Source organism: Streptomyces sp. NPDC001700, assembly GCF_053596435.1.
The window spans coordinates 107355-126845 of record NZ_JBSFGE010000019.1; the positions used below are offsets into that span (position 1 = coordinate 107355).

General features: G+C 72.0%; 18 protein-coding genes and 1 pseudogene. 12 read left to right on the forward strand and 7 right to left on the reverse strand.

Annotated features, from left to right (window positions below; all coding sequences use genetic code 11):
- Positions 1-91: 91 nt before the first annotated feature.
- Positions 92-1517 (forward strand): annotated as a pseudogene (pdxR, locus tag ACWC5C_RS30085) (MocR-like pyridoxine biosynthesis transcription factor PdxR).
- Positions 1518-1531: 14 nt separating this feature from the next.
- On the opposite strand, the gene ACWC5C_RS30090 reads toward pdxR, so the two are convergent.
- Complete coding sequence (locus ACWC5C_RS30090; protein WP_385443206.1) at positions 1532-2035, reverse strand: ATP-binding protein; 504 nt, start codon at positions 2033-2035, stop codon at positions 1532-1534.
- A 201-nt stretch (positions 2036-2236) separates the two neighbouring features.
- Here ACWC5C_RS30090 and ACWC5C_RS30095 point away from each other — a divergent pair, with 201 nt between their 5' ends.
- From ACWC5C_RS30095 to ACWC5C_RS30135, 9 genes are all read left to right on the forward strand, one after another.
- Positions 2237-3037 carry a hypothetical protein gene (locus tag ACWC5C_RS30095; RefSeq protein ID WP_450880471.1) on the forward strand — a complete coding sequence of 267 codons (801 nt, stop codon included), beginning with the start codon at positions 2237-2239 and terminating at the stop codon, positions 3035-3037.
- Between the two features lie 97 nt (positions 3038-3134).
- On the forward strand, positions 3135-3878 hold the full coding sequence (locus ACWC5C_RS30100) for a YcnI family copper-binding membrane protein (RefSeq protein ID WP_450880473.1): 744 nt from the start codon (positions 3135-3137) through the stop codon (positions 3876-3878).
- Between the two features lie 109 nt (positions 3879-3987).
- Positions 3988-4650 carry an SCO family protein gene (locus tag ACWC5C_RS30105; protein WP_385443214.1) on the forward strand — a complete coding sequence of 221 codons (663 nt, stop codon included), beginning with the start codon at positions 3988-3990 and terminating at the stop codon, positions 4648-4650.
- A complete protein-coding gene (locus tag ACWC5C_RS30110) occupies positions 4650-5108 on the forward strand; it encodes a copper chaperone PCu(A)C (protein ID WP_450880579.1) in 459 nt (152 codons plus the stop codon). The genes ACWC5C_RS30105 and ACWC5C_RS30110 overlap by 1 nt, the downstream gene beginning before the upstream one ends.
- Positions 5109-5114: 6 nt before the next feature.
- Positions 5115-7118: a copper resistance CopC/CopD family protein gene (locus ACWC5C_RS30115; RefSeq protein ID WP_450880476.1), complete on the forward strand. Its 2004-nt coding sequence runs from the start codon at positions 5115-5117 to the stop codon at positions 7116-7118.
- Positions 7115-8440: an iron uptake transporter deferrochelatase/peroxidase subunit gene (gene efeB / locus ACWC5C_RS30120; RefSeq protein ID WP_450880478.1), complete on the forward strand. Its 1326-nt coding sequence runs from the start codon at positions 7115-7117 to the stop codon at positions 8438-8440. The genes ACWC5C_RS30115 and efeB overlap by 4 nt, the downstream gene beginning before the upstream one ends.
- A gap of 78 nt (positions 8441-8518) precedes the next feature.
- On the forward strand, positions 8519-9454 hold the full coding sequence (pheA, locus tag ACWC5C_RS30125) for a prephenate dehydratase (protein WP_450880480.1): 936 nt from the start codon (positions 8519-8521) through the stop codon (positions 9452-9454).
- Positions 9455-10007: 553 nt separating this feature from the next.
- On the forward strand, positions 10008-11285 hold the full coding sequence (gene serS, locus ACWC5C_RS30130) for a serine--tRNA ligase (RefSeq protein ID WP_450880482.1): 1278 nt from the start codon (positions 10008-10010) through the stop codon (positions 11283-11285).
- On the forward strand, positions 11282-12091 hold the full coding sequence (locus ACWC5C_RS30135) for an HAD family hydrolase (RefSeq protein ID WP_450880484.1): 810 nt from the start codon (positions 11282-11284) through the stop codon (positions 12089-12091). The genes serS and ACWC5C_RS30135 overlap by 4 nt, the downstream gene beginning before the upstream one ends.
- Positions 12092-12157: 66 nt before the next feature.
- Here ACWC5C_RS30135 and ACWC5C_RS30140 read toward each other — a convergent pair whose 3' ends face one another.
- Together ACWC5C_RS30140 and ACWC5C_RS30145 are read right to left on the reverse strand one after the other, a co-directional pair.
- Positions 12158-12619 carry a phospholipase gene (locus tag ACWC5C_RS30140; protein WP_450880486.1) on the reverse strand — a complete coding sequence of 154 codons (462 nt, stop codon included), beginning with the start codon at positions 12617-12619 and terminating at the stop codon, positions 12158-12160.
- Between the two features lie 202 nt (positions 12620-12821).
- Positions 12822-13838, reverse strand: coding sequence for an Lrp/AsnC family transcriptional regulator (locus ACWC5C_RS30145; protein WP_450880488.1), 1017 nt, complete (start codon positions 13836-13838; stop codon positions 12822-12824).
- A 135-nt stretch (positions 13839-13973) separates the two neighbouring features.
- Between ACWC5C_RS30145 and ACWC5C_RS30150 the strand changes: the two genes are divergently transcribed.
- Complete coding sequence (locus tag ACWC5C_RS30150) at positions 13974-15518, forward strand: MFS transporter (protein WP_450880490.1); 1545 nt, start codon at positions 13974-13976, stop codon at positions 15516-15518.
- A 114-nt stretch (positions 15519-15632) separates the two neighbouring features.
- The gene (locus tag ACWC5C_RS30155; protein ID WP_450880492.1) at positions 15633-15857 is read left to right on the forward strand and encodes a hypothetical protein; all 225 of its coding nucleotides are present in this window, start codon (positions 15633-15635) and stop codon (positions 15855-15857) included.
- Positions 15858-15873: 16 nt separating this feature from the next.
- On the opposite strand, the gene ACWC5C_RS30160 is transcribed toward ACWC5C_RS30155, so the two are convergent.
- Genes ACWC5C_RS30160 through ACWC5C_RS30175 form a run of 4 tightly spaced genes read right to left on the reverse strand, consistent with a single transcriptional unit; the run spans position 15874 to position 19463 of the window.
- Positions 15874-16599 carry an ABC transporter permease subunit gene (locus tag ACWC5C_RS30160; protein WP_450880494.1) on the reverse strand — a complete coding sequence of 242 codons (726 nt, stop codon included), beginning with the start codon at positions 16597-16599 and terminating at the stop codon, positions 15874-15876.
- Positions 16600-16613: 14 nt separating this feature from the next.
- The gene (locus tag ACWC5C_RS30165; RefSeq protein WP_450880496.1) at positions 16614-17540 is read right to left on the reverse strand and encodes an ABC transporter ATP-binding protein; all 927 of its coding nucleotides are present in this window, start codon (positions 17538-17540) and stop codon (positions 16614-16616) included.
- Positions 17537-18436 (reverse strand): ABC transporter permease, encoded by a 900-nt coding sequence (locus ACWC5C_RS30170; RefSeq protein WP_450880498.1) that lies wholly within the window; start codon positions 18434-18436, stop codon positions 17537-17539. The genes ACWC5C_RS30165 and ACWC5C_RS30170 overlap by 4 nt, the downstream gene beginning before the upstream one ends.
- Complete coding sequence (locus ACWC5C_RS30175) at positions 18426-19463, reverse strand: ABC transporter ATP-binding protein (RefSeq protein WP_450880500.1); 1038 nt, start codon at positions 19461-19463, stop codon at positions 18426-18428. The genes ACWC5C_RS30170 and ACWC5C_RS30175 overlap by 11 nt, the downstream gene beginning before the upstream one ends.
- Between the last annotated feature and the right edge of the window lie 28 nt (positions 19464-19491).

The window sequence follows — 19491 nt, forward strand, 5'->3', positions numbered from 1 at the left end:
AGAAGCCGGAAGCGGCTCAGACAAGCCGGAATGAGAGCGGGGGAGCGTCGGAAGGCGCTCCCCCGCTCTCGGTCGATCCGGCGGAGGCCCTGTGGTCAGTGATCTGCATCTGGAGCTGGCCGGGGCGGGCGGCCGCCGGGCCGCCCTGATCCGCGCGCTGCGGGACGCCGTCCGGGGCGGACGGCTCGCCCCCGGCACCCGGCTGCCGCCCTACCGTTCGCTCGCCGCCGACCTCGGCATCGCCCGCAACACGGTCGCCGACGCGTACGCGGAGCTGGTCGCCGAGGGCTGGCTCACCGCCCGCCAGGGGTCAGGGACGCACGTGGCGCCCCGGGCCGACCCGCCCCCGCCCCGGCGTACCGGCGTTGCCGCGACCCAACGGGAAAGCGCCCCGCGCCCGGTCCACAACCTGCTCCAGGGCCAGCCGGACGCCGCCGCCCGACCCACAGCTCGCCCTGACCGCCGCGCCCAGCGAGGCGTTCGGCCCCGGCGATCCGCACGGCCGCCCGGAGCTGCGCCGCGTCCTGGCCGACTACCTCTCCCGGGCCCGGGGGGTGCGGACCGGCCCGGACCGGATCGTGATCTGCTCGGGCTTCGCGCACGCCCTGCGGCTGCTGAGCGGCACCAGCGCGCTGCGCCGCACGGTGGCCGTCGAGGCGTACGGCCTGGGCTTCCACCGTTCGCTGCTGGCCGACGCCGGAATCCGGACGGTGCCGCTCCCGCTGGACGAGCACGGCGCCCGCATCGAGGAGCTGGCCACCCGCCGGGATCTGCGGGGCGTGACGACGGTGCTGCTCACCCCCGCCCACCAGTTCCCGACCGGCGGGCCGCTGCGTCCGGAGCGGCGGGCCACGGCCGTCGACTGGGCGCGGGCGGGCGGCGGGCTGATCGTGGAGGACGACTACGACGGGGAGTTCCGCTACGACCGCCGCCCGGTCGGCGCCGTCCAGGGCCTCGACCCCGAGCGTGTGCTGTACGTCGGCTCGGTCAGCAAGAGCCTGTCGCCCGCGCTGCGGCTGGGCTGGATGGTCCTTCCGGACGCGCTGGTGGACGAGGTGCTGGTCGCCAAGGGAGAGCGCGAGGCGTGGGCGAGCGCCCTTGATCAGCTGACGCTCGCGGACTTCCTGGAGTCCGGCGGCTACGACCGCCACGTGCGCCGGGCGCGCCAGCGCTACCGGCGGCGCCGCGACCAGCTGGTGGCCGCGCTCGCCGAGCGCGCCCCGCACGTACGGGTCTCCGGCATCGCCGCCGGGCTGCACGCGGTGCTCGCGCTGCCGCCCGGAACCGAGCGCTCCGCCGTACGGGCCGCCGCCCGGCAGGGGCTCGCCCTGGACGGGCTGGCCGCCTTCCGCCACCCCGACGCCACGGGACCGGCCCACGACGGCCTGGTCGTGGGCTACGCGGCCCCGCCCGACCACGCCTTCGCGGGGGCGCTGGACGCGCTGTGCCGGGCGCTGCCGCCCGGTGAAAGTCCCCCCGGTGAGAGCCCCCCCCCCGGTGAAAAAGTGCCCCGGTGAGGAGTGACGCGCGACTACGACGCCCTGAGCAGGGAGTCCTCGCGCCACTTGAGGATCTTGTCGAAACTCACCACCACCCCACCGCGACCGGGCCGGTCGCGGTAGCGGACGTGATCGGTGAGCGCTTCGATGAGAAAGAGCCCCCGTCCGTGCTCCGCGTGCGCGGGAGCCGGACTGTGCGGGTGCTGCGGCCTCGGCGCCGACGCCGGACGCCGCTCGCTCCGGGTGCGCGATTCGCGGCGCACGGTGCCACGGCCGGAGAAGCCGGGACCCGAGTCGGTGACCTCGATACGGCAGGTGTCGCCGTCGATGAAGGCCGTGACCCGGTAGTCCCCGCCCGTACCGTCGCTGCCGCCGTGCTCCACCGCGTTCGCGCATGCCTCGGAAAGGGCGACCGACAGGTCGTAGGAGATTTCCGGATCGACTCCGGCCGTCTCCATGGTGCCGAGGAGCAGTCGTCGTGCGAGCGGAACGCTCGCCGCCTCGCGGGGCAAATGGAGTGACCACCAGATGCTCATGCTCCAGCCTCCCGGCCGCGGCTCGACATACCGTTACGTATTGCCTGGGTCCATGGTCCGTAAGCGTCCGATTGACGTGACTCCGCTCATTCGGCGGACGCGCGCGGTAGGCGCATCGGTGTATAGGCCTGTCCTGGTGTGCGCCGGTACGCCCTACCCGCCGTAGGGAACGCGTTTACCCAGTGGGATGATGGCGCGGCCATGGCTTCCCCTGTCGCCCGTGCGGGTGCCGATCTGCGCATGCTGCGGGCCGCGGTGTTCACCGCGGTCTGCGTTGTGCTGTCCGCGGCGGGGCACGTCCTGGCGTCCTGTACGGCCGTGCCGCTGTGGACGCTCGGCGCGGGGGCCGCGGCGGTGTTCGCGGTCGTCCTGCCGCTGGCCGGGCGGGAGCGGTCGCTGCCCGGGATCGCGGCGGTGCTGGCCCTGGGCCAGCTCGCGCTGCACAGCCTCTTCAGCTACGGACAGCAGGCAGCCGCCGCCGCGGAGGCCGCCCACCGCGCGGACGCCGCCGACGGCCGGGTCATCGGCATGGCGGCGAAGCTGCTGTGCACCACGCTCCCCGGCCGCCTCGACGCGGCCACGGCGCACCGGATCGTCGCCCGGTCGGGCATGGACCCGAAGTCCCTGCACCCCGCCGCGACCGGCCCCGAGCACCACATGGGCCTCGCCGCCCTGCTGCCGTCGCTGCCGATGGCCCTGGGCCATCTGCTGGCCGCCCTCGCCGTCGGCTGGCTGCTGCGGCGCGGCGAGCGGGCCGTGTGGCGGGCGGTACGGCTGTCGCTGGACGGCGCGCGCGGGGTCGCGGAAGCCGCGCTCGTACGCTCCCTGCGCGCCGCCCTGGGGCTCGTACGGACGCTGCTTACCGGGCTCCTGGACCCCGCGTCCGGCACCGGGCCGCCCCGCCCGCGCCCGGACGGGGCGGACGAGGGCGGGACGACCTCCGTCGTCCTCCAGCACAGCGTGATCCGGCGGGGACCGCCGCGCTACGACCTCGCGGCCTGACTGACGCGACACTCCTCCAGCGGGATCGGAGGGTGGCCGCGACGACGCCGCACGCGCGCCGACCCCCACCGATCACTCCTCATCTGGAGCGTTTGACATGAACGCCATGCGTCTTCGCCGTCTGCCGGTTCTCGGCGGCCTCACCGCGGGCACCCTGCTGCTCGCCGCGGGCCCCGCCTTCGCGCACGTCACCGTGCAGCCGGAGCAGGCCGAGAAGGGCGGCTACAGCACCGTCGACTTCAAGGTGCCCAACGAGCGGGACGACTCCTCGACCGTCAAGCTCGAGGTCAACCTGCCCACCGACCATCCGCTCGCCTCCGTGATGCCCCAGCCGGTGCCCGGCTGGGACGTGAAGGTCACCAAGTCCAAGCTGGACAAGCCCATCGAGACCAGCGACGGCAAGGTGACCGAGGCGGTCACCAAGATCACCTGGACCGGCGGCAAGATCGAGCCGGGCATGTTCCAGCAGTTCCCGGTCTCGGTCGGCCCGCTGCCGAAGGACGCCGACCAGATCGCCTTCAAGGCCCTCCAGACGTACGACGACAAGCAGGTCGTGCGCTGGATCGAGGAGCCCAAGGAGGGCGCGCCCGAGCCGGAGAACCCGGCGCCGGTCCTCAAGCTCACCGACGCGGCCGGGGACGGCGCGCACGGGCACGGCTCCGCGAGCGCGGACAACGCCAAGAAGACCACGGCGTCCGGCTCCGGCACCGCGAAGACCGCCTCCGCGTCCGACGGCGACGGCACCGACACCACCGCACGGGTGCTCGGCATCGCGGGCATCGTCATCGGCGTCGCCGGAGTCGCCTTCGGCGTGCTCGCGGGCCGCCGCCGCTCCGCCTGACCCGCCCCGACCCCGCGTGGCGGTACGGCGTGTCCGCGCGCCCCGACCCGGCGCTGCGGCACGCCGTACCGCACCACCGATCCAACGATCTCTTTTGGAGAACAGCTCCATGCGCACCAAGATCCTGGGCTCCGCCCTCGTCGCCGCCGCCGCGCTCACCCTCACCGCCTGCGGCGGCTCCGGCGAGGGAGGAGACAAAGGGGACAGCGCCGCCAGCGTCTCGGGCGGCCAGAAGACGGGACAGGCGATCGTCCTGAACAACGACGCCAAGGCCAAGCCCGACCTCGTCCTCACCGACACCGAGGGCAAGAAGTACGACCTGCTCAAGGAGACCAAGGGCCGCCCGACGCTGGTCTTCTTCGGCTACACCCACTGCCCGGACGTCTGCCCGCTGACCATGAGCAACCTCGGCATCGCCGTCTCCAAGCTGTCCAAGGCGGAGCGGGAGAAGCTGCGGGTCGTGTTCGTCACCACCGACCCGGAGCGCGACACCCCCGAGCGGATGCGCAAGTGGCTGGACGCCCAGGGCGGTAAGGACTTCGTCGGGCTGACCGGCGACTTCGACACCATCGAGGCCGGGGCCAGGCCGCTCGGCATCTTCATCGAGAAGCCGAAGAAGCAGAAGGACGGCAGCCTCACCGTCAACCACGGTGCCCAGGTGCTGGGCTTCTCGCCCAAGGACGACAAGGGGCACTGGATCTACACCACGTCGACCTCGCCGCAGCAGTACGCCAAGGACCTCCCGAAGATCATCAAGGGGGAGAACCCGTGATCACCCGGCACCGGGCCGCCGCCGCGGCCGCCCTCGCCCTCGGACTGACCGGCACGCTCACCGCCTGCGGCGGCGACGACGGCGGGGACCGCCCCGAGCTGTCCGTCGGCGGCGCGTACATCCCGCGCCCCGCGATGTCCGACATGGCGGCGGGCTTCCTGACCGTGACGAACAAGGGCGGCGGCCAGGACAAGCTGACGTCCATCACCACCCCGCTCGCCCGCGACGTCACCCTGCACACCACCAAGGGCACCCAGATGAAGCAGGTCGGCTCGCTCGACGTGCCCGCGAACGGCGAACTGAAGCTGACCAGCGGGGGCGATCATCTGATGCTGACAAAACTGGTCCACCGGCCGAAGCTCGGTGAGAAGGTCGAATTCACCCTGCACTTCGCCACCTCCGACCCCATCAAGATCAAAGTCCCGGTCGAGCCGATGACGTACCGTCCCAAGGACTGACAGCCGATGCCCTCGCTGACCTCCCCGACCGCCCGGCCCCGGGTCTCCGTCACCGCGCGGCGGCTGCTGTCGGTCCTCGGCACACTGCTCGCCGCGCTGCTGTGCGCGCTGAGCTTCGGCGCCGGGCCCGCGTCCGCGCACGCCGCGCTGACCTCCACCAGCCCCGGCGAGGGCTCGGTGGTGAAGTCCGCGCCGTCGGACGTCAGGCTCACCTTCACCGAGGGCGTGCTGCTCGGCCGGGACGCGGTGCGCGTCCTCGACCCCAAGGGCAAGCGCGTGGACACCGGGAAGACGGCCCATGTGAACGGCCAGTCGTCGACCGCGGCGGCCGCGCTGCGCCCCGGGCTGCCCGACGGCACGTACACGGTGGCGTGGAAGGCGGTCTCGGAGGACAGCCACCCGGTGAGCGGCGCGTTCACCTTCTCCATCGGCGCCCCGTCCAAGACGTCGGTCAAGGCGCCGAGCGGCGAGAGCGGCGACAGCACCGTCACGGCGCTGTACGGCATCGGACGGTACGCCGCCTACGGCGGGTTCGCGGCACTGGTCGGCGCTTGCGTGTTCGCCGGGGTGTGCCGGTCCTCCCGCCCGGTCCGGAAGATCGCGGTCGGCGGCTGGGCGACGCTCTTCGGCGCCACCCTGACGCTGTTGCTGCTGCGCGGCCCCTACGCCAACTCCGAGGGGCTCGGCGCGGTCCTCGACCTCGGCTCGCTCGGCGACGCCCTCGACACCAAGCCGGGCGCGGCACTGCTGTCCCGGCTGCTGCTGCTCGGCGTGGCGGCGATCTTCCTGGCCGTGCTCTTCGGCTCGTACACCCGCCACACCGACGCGGCGGAGGAGGACGCCCGGCGCCGCCGTGACCTCGCCTTCGGGCTGGGCTTCGGCGGCGTCGTCGTCACGGTGGGCCTCGCCGCGACCTGGGCGATGGCCGAGCACGCCTCGGTCGGCATCCAGCGGCAGCTGGCCATGCCGGTCGACGTGATCCACCTGGTCGCGGTCGGGGTGTGGCTGGGCGGCCTCGCCTCGCTCGCGGTGACGCTCCGCGCGGGCGTGCCGATCGAGCGGGCGGCCGTGGCCCGCTTCTCCCGGCTCGCCTTCGGGTCCGTGGTCGCCCTGGTCCTCACCGGGCTGTACCAGTCGTGGCGGCAGGTCGGCTCCTGGAAGGCGCTGACCGGTACGGATTACGGGCGGTGGCTGCTGGTCAAGGTGGCCCTGGTCGCGGTGCTCGTCGGCATCGCCGCCGTCTCGCGCCGCTGGACCGGCCGTCTCACGGACGCCGTGAGCGCGGAGAAGGCGGAGGCGGAGGTCGCGGCGGAGGCGGAGGTCAAGACCGAAACCAAGGCGGAGGTGAAGGAGCCGGTCCGTACCGGCGCCGCGAGCGCCGACTCCGGTGCAGAGGCCGGGGACGGTGGCGGTGGCGAGGACGCGGACGACCCCGTCCGCACCGCGCAGCTCGCCCGGCAGCGGGCGGCCAAGGACAAGACCGCCGCCCAGCGGGAGCGCGACGCCGACCCGCAGCGCAGCGGACTGCGCCGCTCCGTGATCGCCGAGACGGTCGTGGCGGCCGTGCTGCTCGCGGTGACCACCGTGCTGAGCGGCACCCAGCCGGGCCGGGCGGAGACCGGGAAGCCCGCGGCCGAGGCCGTGGACACCGGTGGGCTGAACGTCGACCCGATCAGCGTGTCGATCCCGTACGACACCGGCTCCAAGAGCGGCCGTGGCAAGGCCATCGTCATGCTCGACCCGGCGCTGCCAGGCGACAACGCCGTCAACGTCTTCATCAGCGACTTCGCCGACCGGCCGATCGAGGTGCCGGAGGTGAAGCTCTCCCTGACCCTCAAGCAGCAGGGCATCGGCCCGCTGTCGGTCCCCCTCAAGCAGCGGTCCACCGGACACTGGAACGCCGAGGGCGTACAGCTCCCCATGGCCGGGAAGTGGCTGCTCTCCATGACCGTACGGACCTCCGACATCGACCAGGTGACGGAGACCAGGAACGTGAAGATCGCGCAATGAGCACTCAGCACGCCCCGAAATCCCCCGAAACCTCCCAGAACCAGGACCAGGGCCGGGACCAGAACCAGAACCAGGACCAGGACCAGGACCAGCGCACCGATCCCGCCGGGGTGTCCCGGCGCCGTCTGCTGGGCTCGGCCGGCGCCGCAGGCGCGGCCGGGCTCGTCGTCGGCGGTGCGGCCGGTGCGTACGCCGCGGAGGCGACCCGGAACACGCCCCGGCCGCTCAGCTCGGTCGGCTCGACGGCCGTCTCCTTCCACGGCGAGCGCCAGGCGGGGATCACCACCCCGCTGCAGGCCCACGGCCATCTCATCGCCTTCGACCTGGCGCCCGGCGCGACCCGTAAGAAGGCCGCCGCGCTGCTGCGCCGGTGGTCGCGGACGGCGCGCGAGCTGACCGAGGGCAAGGCGCCGCCGGACGACACGGGCATCGCGCTCGACGCCGGACCGTCGTCCCTCACGGTCACCTTCGGCTTCGGCCGTACCTTCTTCGCCAAGGCGGGGCTGAAGGACCAGCTCCCGGAGGCTCTCGCTCCGCTGCCCGACTTCGCCTCGGACGCCCTCGACGCGAAGCGCAGCAACGGCGATCTGTGGATCCAGATCGGCGCCAATGACGGGCTCGTCGCCTTCCACGCGCTGCGCGCGCTGCAGCGGGAGGCCGGGGACGTGGCCCGGCTGCGCTGGCAGATGAACGGCTTCAACCGCACCCCCGGGGCCACCGGCCGCCCCATGACCATGCGCAATCTGATGGGCCAGGTCGACGGCACGAACAACCCGAAGCCGGAGGAGTCCGACTACGAGCGGCGGATCTTCGTACCGGACAAGGGGGAACCGGCCTGGATGGCGGGCGGTTCCTACGCCGTGGTGCGCCGCGTCCGGATGCTGCTCGACTCCTGGGACAACCTGTCCCAGGAGCGGCAGGAGAAGGTCATCGGCCGCCGCAAGTCGGACGGCGCCCCGCTGTCCGGCGGCACCGAGACGACCCCGGTACGGCTCGACAAGCTGGGCGCCGACGGCGGGCTGGCCATCGGGGGCGCCGCCCACGTACGGGTCGCGGCCCCCGAGTCCAACCAGGGCGCGGCGATGCTGCGCCGCCCGTTCTCGTACCACGACGGCTTCCGGGACGACGGGGCGCCGGACGCGGGGCTGCTGTTCATCGCGTGGCAGGCGGATCCGATGAAGGGGTTCGTACCGGTGCAGCGGAAGCTGGACCTCGGGGACGATCTGTCCCGGTTCCTGCGGCACGAGTCGAGCGCGCTCTTCGCGGTGCCGGGCGGCTGCGCGCCGGACGAGTACGTGGGTCAGGCACTCTTGGAAGGGTGAGCGAGGGATGAACGCCCTCACCCCCGGCCGCCGCTGGGTATCGTGGCGGCTCTCATACGATCACAGGGAGCCACCGTGATGTCGGCCAGCCACTATGCCTACCTCGGCCCCGAGGGCACCTTCACCGAGGCCGCGCTGCGGTCCCTGCCGGAGGCTGCCACGCGCGAGCTGGTCCCGATGGTCTCGGTTCCGGCGGCGCTGGACGCCGTGCGCGGCGGTGCGGCGGCGGCCGCCCTGGTCCCGATCGAGAACTCGGTCGAGGGCGGGGTCACCGCGACCCTCGACGAGCTGGCCACCGGCGAACCGCTGACCATCTACCGCGAGGTGCTGCTGCCGATCAGCTTCGCGCTGCTGGCGCGGCCGGGCACCACGATCGCGGACGTGAAGACCGTGACCGGGCACCCGGTGTCCCAGCCGCAGGTCCGCAACTGGCTCGCGGCGAACCTGCCGGACGCCCTGTGGGAGTCGGCGGCCTCGAACGCGGACGGTGCGCGGCTGGTGCAGGAGGGGCGGTACGACGCGGCGTTCGCGGGCGCGTTCGCGGGGCCGAAGTACGGCCTGGAGCCGCTGGTCACCGACATCCACGACGCGCCGAACGCCGTGACCCGCTTCGTCCTGGCGGGCCGCCCGGCCCGGCCCGCCGCCCGGTCCGGCGCGGACAAGACGTCCGTGGTGATCTGGCTCGGCGACGACCACCCGGGCGCGCTGCTGGAGCTGCTGCAGGAGTTCTCGGCGCGCGGCGTCAACCTGATGCGGATCGAGTCGCGCCCGACCGGCGAGGGCATCGGCCGCTACTGCTTCTCGGTGGACTGCGAGGGGCACATCACGGACCGGCGGGTGGGGTCGGCCCTGATGGGGCTGAAGCGGATCTGCCCGAAGGTGCGCTTCCTGGGCTCGTACCCGCGCGCGGGGGTGGATGCGGCGGATCTGGCTCCGCTGCGCGCCGGCACCTCGGACGAGGCGTTCGCGGAGGCGGCGGAGTGGCTGGCCCGCTGCCAGGACGGGCGGGGCTGAGCACGGAGGGCGCGGGGCGCCGGGCCCGTCAACCAGGGGCCCGGGCGGCCGTCGCCAGAAAGTTATCCACAGGCTCGGCTTCGCGCTGGGGACAAGTCGACAACACCAACCCGGCAATGTCGACACATCACCACAGTCACCTCATCGGCTCACATCACCGGACATTGCGCACTCGTCACCGCAATTCCAAAGATCCGCTCTTTAGAGTGAGGGATTCCTCTCACAAAGAGTGTGTGAACGGGGTTCGATAGGGGAATCCATCGCCGAGCATTCGGCGGCCCCAATGATCACTGCTACATCCACAGATCTCACACACAGGCTGTGGATAACTCGTGGGTATCCCCCGGGGCCTGTGGACAACGAACGGCCAACTCGCCCCGCACACACGGGAAACCAGTCATCTCTTTGCCCCTTTTCGGGGAATGCGCACGCATTCCTTGACGGCGGCCCACACAGGAATTCCCAGACTTTCCCACAGCCCTAAACAGGGGCAAAAAGGGGCACAACGGAATTTCGCGTCGAGCCCCCGAGGTCACACCGGTAACCTGGGGGGGTGATTGACCTTCGCCTGCTCCGTGAGGACCCCGACCGTGTGCGCGCCTCCCAGCGCGCCCGTGGAGAAGACGTCGGCATCGTCGACGCGCTCCTCGAAGCCGACGAGCGGCGCAGGTCCTCCAGCGTCCGCTTCGACGAGCTGCGCTCCGAACAGAAGGCGCTCGGCAAGCTCATCCCCAAGGCCTCCGGGGACGAGAAGGCCGAGCTGCTGAAGAAGGCCGGTGAGCTGTCCGCCGCGGTCAAGGCCGCCGACGCCGAGCAGGACACGGCGGCCGAGGAGGCCCAGGCCCTGCTGCGCCAGCTGGGCAACCTGGTCCACCCGGACGTCCCGGTGGGCGGCGAGGACGACTTCACCGTCCTGGAGACGGTCGGCACCCCGCGCGACTTCGCGGCCGAGGGCATCACCCCCAAGGACCACCTGGAGCTGGGCGAACTGCTCGGCGCCATCGACACCGAGCGCGGCGCCAAGGTCTCCGGCTCGCGCTTCTACTACCTGACGGGTGTCGGCGCGCTGCTGGAGTTCGCGCTGGTGAACGCGGCGATGGCGCAGGCCACCGCGGCGGGCTTCACCCCGATGCTCACCCCCGCGCTGGTCAAGCCGAAGGCCATGGAGGGCACCGGCTTCCTGGGCCAGGCCGCGGAGGACGTCTACCACCTGGACAAGGACGACCTCTACCTGGTCGGCACCTCCGAGGTCCCGCTGGCCGCGTACCACATGGACGAGATCCTGGACGCCGAGCAGCTCCCCCGGCGCTACGCGGGCTTCTCCTCCTGCTTCCGCCGCGAGGCCGGGTCGTACGGCAAGGACACCCGGGGCATCTTCCGGGTGCACCAGTTCGACAAGGTCGAGATGTTCGTCTACACGACGCCGGAGGAGGCCGAGGCCGAGCACCAGCGGCTGCTGGAGTGGGAGAAGCAGTGGCTGACCTCGCTGGAGCTGCCGTTCCGGGTGGTCGACCTGGCCTCGGGTGACCTGGGCTCGTCCGCGACGCGGAAGTTCGACTGCGAGGCGTGGATCCCGACCCAGGGGAAGTACCGCGAGCTGACCTCGACGTCCAACACCACCGAGTTCCAGTCCCGGCGGCTGTCGATCCGGATGCGCGAGGGCAAGAAGGTCCGTCCGCTGGCGACGCTGAACGGCACGCTGTGCGCGGTCACCCGGACGATCGTCGCGATCCTGGAGAACCACCAGCAGGCCGACGGTTCGGTGCGGGTGCCCGAGGCGCTGCGGCCGTTCCTGGGCGGGCGCGAGGTCCTGGCACCGGTCGCCCGGTGAGCGCCGGGGACCTTCCGTACGGCCTGGTCGCGACGGACCTCGACGGGACCCTGCTCCGCCCCGACCACACCGTCTCGGCCCGTACCCGCGCCGCGCTCGCCGCGGCCACCTCGGCCGGTGCCGCCCATATCGTCGTCACCGGGCGCACGGTCCCGGTGGCCCGGCACATATTGGACGACCTCGGCTACGACGGGCTCGCGGTGTGCGGCCAGGGCGCGCAGCTGTACCACGCGGGCGAGCACCGGCTGCTGACCTCCGTCACGCTCGACCGCCAAGTGGCCATGCTGGCGCTGGAGAAGATCGAGGCGGAGACCGGTCCGCTGCTGCTGGCCGCCGCCCGCGACGGTCTCGACGGCGAGGTGCTGTTCGGCCCGGGGTACCGGGTGGGGCACGGGGAGATGCCGGTCACCTCCTTCACCGACCACGACGAGGTGTGGTCCGCGCCCATCAGCAAGCTCTACATCCAGCACGCCGAGCTGGGCGACGACGCGCTGGCGGACGCCGCGCGGATCGCCGCCGGGGGTCTGGTCGGGGTGACGATGGCGGGCGAGGGTCTGGTGGAGCTGCTGCCGCTGGGGCTGACCAAGGCCACGGGCCTCTCGCTGGCCGCCCGCAGGCTGAAGGTGACGGCCGCGGACACGATCGCGTTCGGCGACATGCCGAACGACATCCCGATGTTCGGCTGGGCGAAGCACGGGGTCGCGATGGCTAACGCGCACGACGCGCTGAAGGCGGTCGCCGACGAGGTCACCGCCTCCAACGAGGAGGACGGCATCGCGGTGGTGCTGGAGCGCCTCTTCGGCTGACTTCTTGACGGATGACGTGTACGACGGGCGGCCCGGGGCGGGCCGCCCGTCGTCATGTGATCCGGCTCAGCCGAGGTTCTTCACGGCCTGGTAGTAGGTCCACGCGGTGCCGTCGCAGGCGGTCTTCTTCGCACCGGTGTAGGCGGTGCACACCCGCTTGAGGTCCTCGTAGAAGGCGCTGTCGATACGGGCCTTGTTGGCGTCGAAGATGCCGAGCGCCTTGTGGTTGCGGTACCCGAAGTCATGGCGGGCGCAGGAGGTCTGGAAGGGGAAGCCGAAGGGGTTGTCGGGCGAGGAGCTGCAGTAGTCGGTGGACCAGTCGAACGCGTACGCGGCCCACGCGGCCTGGTTGCCCCGGGCCGCGACCCAGGCGTTGTAGCTGCTGGCGCTGGTCTGGGTCCAGTTCGCGAGCACCTGTGCCTTGTCGGCGGGGACGGCCTGGGCGGGCGTGGCCAGGGCGACGGTGGCGGCCGCGGTGACGGCGGTGGCGGCGAGACTCGTGGCGAGACTGGTGGCGAGACGACGCATTTCGGTTTCCTCCCGTTGGATGCTGACGGCAGCTCAAACCGCCCGCGCGAGGCGCGGGTTGCGGGGGCGGTGTGAGGTGGCGCACATCCAGAATTCGGCAGGTTCCTGACAAGCGTCAAGATCTGGACCGGCGTCTTGATGAACAGAGTTCAACCAGCGGAGATTCGGAGGTTCCTCCAAGCGGCCCCGGATCAGGGGCAGTTCACGGCGTGCGCCGCGGCGGGTTGTGCGGTGAGGCGAGCAGCGGTCCCGGGCCCTTGATCTTGCGGATCGTCGGCGACGTCTCCATGTGCCGTACGGCGGGCAGCGCGGCGACCCGCGTCGTCAGATAGGCGTAGAGCGCCGGTACATCGCGGCACACCACGGTCGCGAACAGATCGTTCGGCCCCGTGGTCGCGCACGCGAACGCCACCTCGGGATGGTCCGCGAGCGCCTGCCCGGTGGCGTGCAGCTCGGACGGCGGCACCGACAGCCACAGCGCGGTCGTGATCCCCTGCCCGAACACCGCGCGGCCGTAGTCGACGTCGAAGTACAGGGTGCCGTCGGCACGCAGGGCGGCGAGCCGACGGCGCACCGTCGACTGCGACCAGCCGGTGGCGGCCGCGAGTTCGGCCAGCGGCGCCCGCCCGTCCCAGGCGAGGACCTCCAGCAGCTTCCGGTCGTCGGCCCCCAGCGGCTCCCGTGCTTCTCCCGGCTCTCCCACGGAGGGTTCCACGGCGGGCGGGCTCAGCAGTGCGGCCTGCTCGGCGGTCAGCGACCCGGACTTGGTGACCAGGCCCTTCGGCCCGCCGAAGAACTCGTGCAGCACACAGTGCGCGCTCACCCCCACCACCCGGGGCGTGCGCGGCAGCTTGCCCAGCAACAGCTGGTCACTGTCCCAGCCGGACTCCGCCCGGGCCATGGCCACGACCTCGGTGCCGTTGGACATCATGCTCACCCAGGAGGTGTCGGGGCGGCGGGCCAGCGCCTCGGCCACCGCCAGGGCCGCGTCCGGCAGGCACTGCACCCGCACCATCCACATCACCTCGCCGACCGCCGACGGATCGACGAGGCCCAGCACCCGGATCGCCCCCGTGGTCCGCAGCCGGGTGTAGCGGCGCGCCACGGTCTGGTCGGAGACGCCCAGCACCTCCGCGATACGGCTGAACGGGGCCCGGCCGTCGAGCTGGAGGGCGTGCACCAGCGCCCGGTCCAGATCGTCGTACGCGTCGGATTTCACCGCCCCAAGCTAGCCGATGTCGCATAACGCCATCGGCACGGCACTGGCTGGAGGCGGCACCCGTGCCATGGCGACCGTATGGGCCACGGGGCTCCGGCGTCGGGCCGGCCCCCTGGTACCTCTCGGAGATCTCCCATGCGCAGCACATGGTGGCCGCTGGCCGCCATCACACTCGGCAACTTCATGCTGCTGATAGACGTGACCATCGTGAACACCGCGCTGCCGCAGGTGGCGCACGGACTGGACGCGTCCTTCACCTCCCTCCAGTGGGTGATGGACGTCTACGCGCTGGCGCTCGCCGCGCTGCTCATGGTGGCCGGTTCGGCGGCGGACCTCTTCGGCCGGCGGCGGCTCTATCTGCTCGGCCTCACCGTCTTCGCGCTCTCCTCGCTGGCCTGCGGGCTCGCCCCGGACGCCGGGGTGCTGATCGCCGCCCGCGCTGTCCAGGGCGTCGGGGCTGCGGCCATGTTCGCCACCAACACCCCCCTGCTGATGGCCACCTACTCCGGACGCGCCCGTGGCGTCGCCTTCGGGGTGTGGGGCGGTATGAGCGGGGCGGCCGCGGCGGCGGGCCCGGTGCTGGGCGGGGTGCTCACCGAGTACGTCGACTGGCGGGCCATCTTCCTGGTCAACCTGCCGCTGACGGCGATCGCGGTCTGGATCACGCTCCGTACGGTCGGCGAATCGCGCGGCGCGCCGGGAGCGCGCATCGACTGGCCGGGCGCCGCCTTCTTCACCGCGTGCGCCGGTGCGCTGACGTACGGGGTGATGCGGGGCGGCGAGGAGGGCTGGTCCGACACCGGAACGGTCGCCGCCCTGACGGGTGCCGCGCTCGCGCTGATCGTCTTCGTCGCGGTGGAGCGGCGGGCCCGGCAGCCCCTGCTCGACCTGCGGCTGCTGCGCCGCCCGTCCTTCGCGGCGCTGATGGCGGCCGCCCTGGTGCACCAGGCGGCGGCCTTCCCCTACCTCACCTACGCCGGGCTGTGGCTGCAGTCCGTCCTCGACATGAGTCCGGTACGGGCCGGGCTCGCGGTGACACCGATGGCGGGGGTCGCGCTGATCGTCGGCGCGGCGGGCGGGCGCCTGCTGGACAAGGTCGCACCGGGGCGCACGCTCGGCGGCGGACTGCTGCTGGTGGGCGCGGGCGCTCTCGTCAACGCCTCGCTGGTGGACGCCTCTTCGGACTGGACGTCGCTCGCACCGGGCCTGGCGCTGGCGGGCCTCGGCATCGGCCTCGCCATACCCGTCCTGGTGTCGGCGGCCCTCGGCGCCGCCCCGCCGGAGCGGGCGGGCATGGCCAGCGGCGCGGTGAACACCTTCCGCCAGCTGGGCTACGCGCTCGGCATCGCGGTCCTGGGCACGGTCTTCTCGACGCGGGTGCAGGACGCGGTCACCGCCAGCGGCACCGTCCCGCCCCGGGCCACCGGCCAGGCGGCCGACGCGATCTCCGGCGGCCACGCCGACGCCGTCGTCGCCGCCGCCCCACCGGCCCACGCGGCCGCGGCCCGCGCCCTGGTCCACGAGTCGTTCGCCGCCGGCCTCGACCGGATCTGCCTGATCTCCGGCATCACGGCCCTGGCCGCGGGCCTCCTCGTCCTCACCACTGTCCGGGGCCGCCCCAACCCTGCGGCACCGAACCCCCAGCCCGAACCGTCCCCGACGGAGCCGGTCGCAGCGTAAGCGCGCGTTTCCGGCCGCGTTCACAGCTCATCCGCAGGCACCGGAGGGGATACGGACAACTCCGGCCGCCACGCTCGCTGTCATCAGGGCACCGAACGAGGATCGGAGGACGGGATGAACTGCGAGGAAATGACCGGCGCGCCGTCGTGGCGGCGGATGCTGCGGGCGCCGTGGATCGTGGCCGGTGCGGTCGCGACCGTACTGTTCGGCTCGTCCGCGACCGTGGCCTCGGCGCTCGACCAGGCCAACGCCGCCCCCGGACACAGCGTGGCGGCGGTCGTCACGACGACCGCCGCCACGGGCGAGACCGGCCGCTTCGTCAACCGCTGGCGGCCGTAGCTGACCTAGGGGGTGCTCACTCCTCGCCCGCGAGGGTCAGGGAGCGCATCTTGTGGCCCGCGTACCAGGTGGCGGCCGCGGTCACGACGGTCAGCAGGATGACGCTGGCCGTCAGGCCCATGTCCGAGGTGACCGTCTCGTCCGTGATCTTCTGGGCGATCGCCAGCGACCACTGCTGGACGCTGAGGGCCCTGGCCCCGGCCACCAGGCTGCCGAAGAACGCCTCCCAGACCAGGGCGTAGACCAGGCCGACCACGACCGCGTGCCGGGTGATGGTGCCCAGCAGCAGGAAGATGGCGCTGTAGCAGACCGACGCGACGGCGGCGGCCACGGCGTAACCGACCGCCATGTTGTGCGCGTTGCCGTTGAGGATGAAGCCCGCCAGCAGCGTGGGCACGGCCGAGAAGGCGACCGTGACGCCGATCGCGACGACCAGCTTGGTGAAGATGATCGTCGGCCGCTTCACCGGCTTGGCCAGCAGATAGATGACCGAGCCGTCGTCGATCTCCGGGCCGATCGCCCCGGTCCCGGCGATCACGCCGATCAGCGGGACCATGGTGGCGATCGCGAAGCCGCCCAGAAGGGAGTTGGCGGTGGAGTCGTCGACGCCGGTCAGCAGCCGGACGGCGAGCGAGATGGCCACCAGCAGCGCGGGCAGCAGGAAGAGGATCATCGCGCGGCGGCGGCCGAGCAGGGCTCGGTAGGTGAGCCGGGCGACGGTGGGGTGGTAGAGCGCGGACATCGCAGGGGCTCCTTTCAGGCCGCGACGAGGTAGGAGAACACGCTCTCCAGGGACTCGTCGGAGGGCGAGACCGTGAGGAGCCTGATGCCCTGTTCACGGGCGACACGGGGCAGCAGTTCGGTGAAGCGCGTGAAGTCGACGGCCTGGATGTGCAGTCCGCCGTCGGCACCGCCGCTCGTGTCCACCTGGATGCCGGTGGTCGACGGGTCGGCGATGAGGGCGGCGGCGAGCGCGCGGTCGTCGCTGGACCGTACGAGGTAGCGGTGCGGACGGTCCGTCATCAGCCGCCGGATCTTGCGGAAGTCGCCGGAGGCGGCGTGCCGTCCCGCGACGATCACCTCGATGTGCGAGGCCAGTTGCTCGACCTCCTCCAGGATGTGCGAGGAGAACAGCACCGTACGGCCCTCCGCGCCCATCCGGCGCAGCAGCTCCATCAGCTGCATCCGCTGGCGCGGGTCCATGCCGTTGAACGGCTCGTCGAGGAGCAGCACGGACGGCTCGTGGACCAGGGCGGAGGCCATCTTCACGCGCTGGCGCATGCCCTTGCTGTACGTGGAGATCTTGCGCGCCCCGGCGTAGTCCATCTCGACGGTGTCGAGCGCCTTGCGGGCGGCGGCCCGTGGATCGGGCAGCCCGTGCAGTTCGGCGTTGGCGATGACGAACTCGCGGCCGGTGAGGAAGTCGTACATCCCCTCGCGCTCGGGCACCATGCCGATGTGGCGGTAGGCCTGCTCGTTGCGCCAGATCGTGGCGCCGTCGAGGGTGACGCTCCCGGTGGAGGGGGCCAGGAAGCCGCCCATCATGTTGATGAGGGTGGACTTCCCCGCGCCGTTGGGGCCGAGGAGCCCGGTGACCCCCGGGCTGATGGTCATGGTCACGTCGTTGACGGCCACGACGTTCCCGAACCAGCGCGAGACGTTGTCGATGGCGATCGTGGTCACAGCCCGACCTTTCGGTAGCGGCGCATCAGCAGCCCGAACGAGCCGGCGATCAGGCCGAGGAGGACGAGGACGTAGACGGCGCCGGGCCCGGCGCCCGGGCCGAAGCCGCCGGGGAAGGACGACTCGGCGCCGAGGAACGCCGTCTGCACCCCGTCGATGATCGTGACCGGCGAGAACAGCCCGAGCCAGCGCACGGCGCCGGTGGAGTCCTGGGCGAGCGCGATGGCCTGGACGCTGGACACCGCGCCGTAGGAGATGGTCAGCACCGCGATGACGGCGGCGACGCCGAAGCCGCGCCGCGGGGTGATCGCCGCGATGACCAGGCTGATACCGGCGAAGAGGAGCGAGAGCAGACCCACGGAGACCAGTCCTTGCGCGAAGCCCTTCGTCTGGTCGGCGAAATCGAGCTTGGCGAGCAGGGCCCCGGCGTACAGGATCACCAGGGGCGAGGCGGTGAGCAGGAAGAGGGCGGAGGCCATGGCGCCGAACTTGGCCACCACGTAGTCCACCGTTTCGATGGGGCGCGAGAAGTAGAGCGGGATCGTCTTGAAGCGCAGATCGCGGGAGACGGCCTGCGGCGCCTGAGCGGCGATGTAGAGGCCGATGACCGCCTGGAACACGATCGCGTAACGCGTGTAGTCGACCGGGAGGTCCTTGAGCTTGGTCACGACCGCGACCGAGACGATGATCGCCGCGGGCGCGCACATCACGGCGAACAGCAGCATCGGCGCGACCTTGGACTTCGCCGAGCGGCCGAGGCCGTAGGCGCCGCGCAGGGTCTGGACGAAGAGCGAGCGGCGGGCGTAGGCACGGCCGAGCCGGGGGCCCTCGTAGTGGCGGTAGCCGATGTTGTGAATGACGTCGGCACGCTGCTGGGGCACGGTCTCAGACGGCATCGACGGCACCTCCGTTTCCGTTGCCTGCACTGTCGCTGTCGCCTTCGCCGCCACCTGCGCTGTCGGAGAAGATCTCCGCCATGCGGTGACGGCGCTGTTCCATGCGGACCAGGCCGAGGCCGAGACCGGCGATGGCGTCCCGGACCGTGTCGTACGTCTCCTCGCCCGCGACGTCCACGAGCAGCAGGTGGTCGGAGGCGGGCGCGCCGTCCGCGCCGCGGCCCGCGGGCGAGGCGGCGAGCCCGGCCCGGTCGAGGGCGGCGCGCAGCGCGGCGGTGCCGTCCGGGTGCTCGTCGGTGTCGGTGACCTCGACCGCGAGGGAGGCCGTCACCTGGGTGAAGTCGCTGGTGGAGCTGGAGCGCAGCAGCTTGCCGCCGTCGATGACCACCACGTGGTCGCAGGTGCGCTCCAGTTCACCGAGCAGATGCGAGGTGACCAGGACCGAGATGCCGAAGTCGGTGTAGACGCGGCGGATCAGACCGAGCATGTCGTCGCGGCCGACCGGGTCGAGGCCGTTCGTCGGCTCGTCCAGCAGGACCAGCTTCGGGTCGTGCACCAGCGCCTGGGCGAGCTTGACGCGCTGCTTCATACCGGTCGAATAGCCGCCGATGGGGCGATATCGCTCCTCGTACAGCCCGACGTGGCGCAGCGTGTCGGCGGTGCGCTCGCGGGCGGCGGACACCGGTAGCCCGGACATGCGCGCCATGTGGACGACGAACTCCGTCGCCGACACATCGGGCGGCAGGCAGTCGTGCTCCGGCATATAGCCGACGCTCTCGCGGATGGCGCTGCCCTCCGTGGCCACGTCGAGGCCGAGAACGGCGGCACGCCCCTCGCTGGCGGGGGACAGACCGAGCAGGATCTTGATCAGAGTCGACTTTCCGGCACCGTTGGCACCCACCAGGCCGGTGACGCCTGGTGTGATGTCGACGGACAGCCGGTCGAGCGCGGTGACCCTGGGGAACCGCTTGCTCAGGCTTTCGGTGGCGATCACAGTCACGCGTTCGACGGTAGTGGTGTGAGCCATAGTCCACGTCACCCCAGACGGTTGTCTT

Bases quoted from the DNA above. Each gene is read 5' to 3' on its own strand.
- ACWC5C_RS30090 (WP_385443206.1), bottom strand. From the start codon at position 2,035: ATGAGCATCTGGTGGTCACTCCATTTGCCCCGCGAGGCGGCGAGCGTT.
- ACWC5C_RS30095 (WP_450880471.1), top strand. From the start codon at position 2,237: ATGGCTTCCCCTGTCGCCCGTGCGGGTGCCGATCTGCGCATGCTGCGG.
- ACWC5C_RS30100 (WP_450880473.1), top strand. From the start codon at position 3,135: ATGAACGCCATGCGTCTTCGCCGTCTGCCGGTTCTCGGCGGCCTCACC.
- ACWC5C_RS30105 (WP_385443214.1), top strand. From the start codon at position 3,988: ATGCGCACCAAGATCCTGGGCTCCGCCCTCGTCGCCGCCGCCGCGCTC.
- ACWC5C_RS30115 (WP_450880476.1), top strand. From the start codon at position 5,115: ATGCCCTCGCTGACCTCCCCGACCGCCCGGCCCCGGGTCTCCGTCACC.
- efeB (WP_450880478.1), top strand. From the start codon at position 7,115: ATGAGCACTCAGCACGCCCCGAAATCCCCCGAAACCTCCCAGAACCAG.
- pheA (WP_450880480.1), top strand. From the start codon at position 8,519: ATGTCGGCCAGCCACTATGCCTACCTCGGCCCCGAGGGCACCTTCACC.
- ACWC5C_RS30140 (WP_450880486.1), bottom strand. From the start codon at position 12,619: ATGCGTCGTCTCGCCACCAGTCTCGCCACGAGTCTCGCCGCCACCGCC.
- ACWC5C_RS30150 (WP_450880490.1), top strand. From the start codon at position 13,974: ATGCGCAGCACATGGTGGCCGCTGGCCGCCATCACACTCGGCAACTTC.
- ACWC5C_RS30155 (WP_450880492.1), top strand. From the start codon at position 15,633: ATGAACTGCGAGGAAATGACCGGCGCGCCGTCGTGGCGGCGGATGCTG.
- ACWC5C_RS30160 (WP_450880494.1), bottom strand. From the start codon at position 16,599: ATGTCCGCGCTCTACCACCCCACCGTCGCCCGGCTCACCTACCGAGCC.
- ACWC5C_RS30170 (WP_450880498.1), bottom strand. From the start codon at position 18,436: ATGCCGTCTGAGACCGTGCCCCAGCAGCGTGCCGACGTCATTCACAAC.
- ACWC5C_RS30175 (WP_450880500.1), bottom strand. From the start codon at position 19,463: ATGGCTCACACCACTACCGTCGAACGCGTGACTGTGATCGCCACCGAA.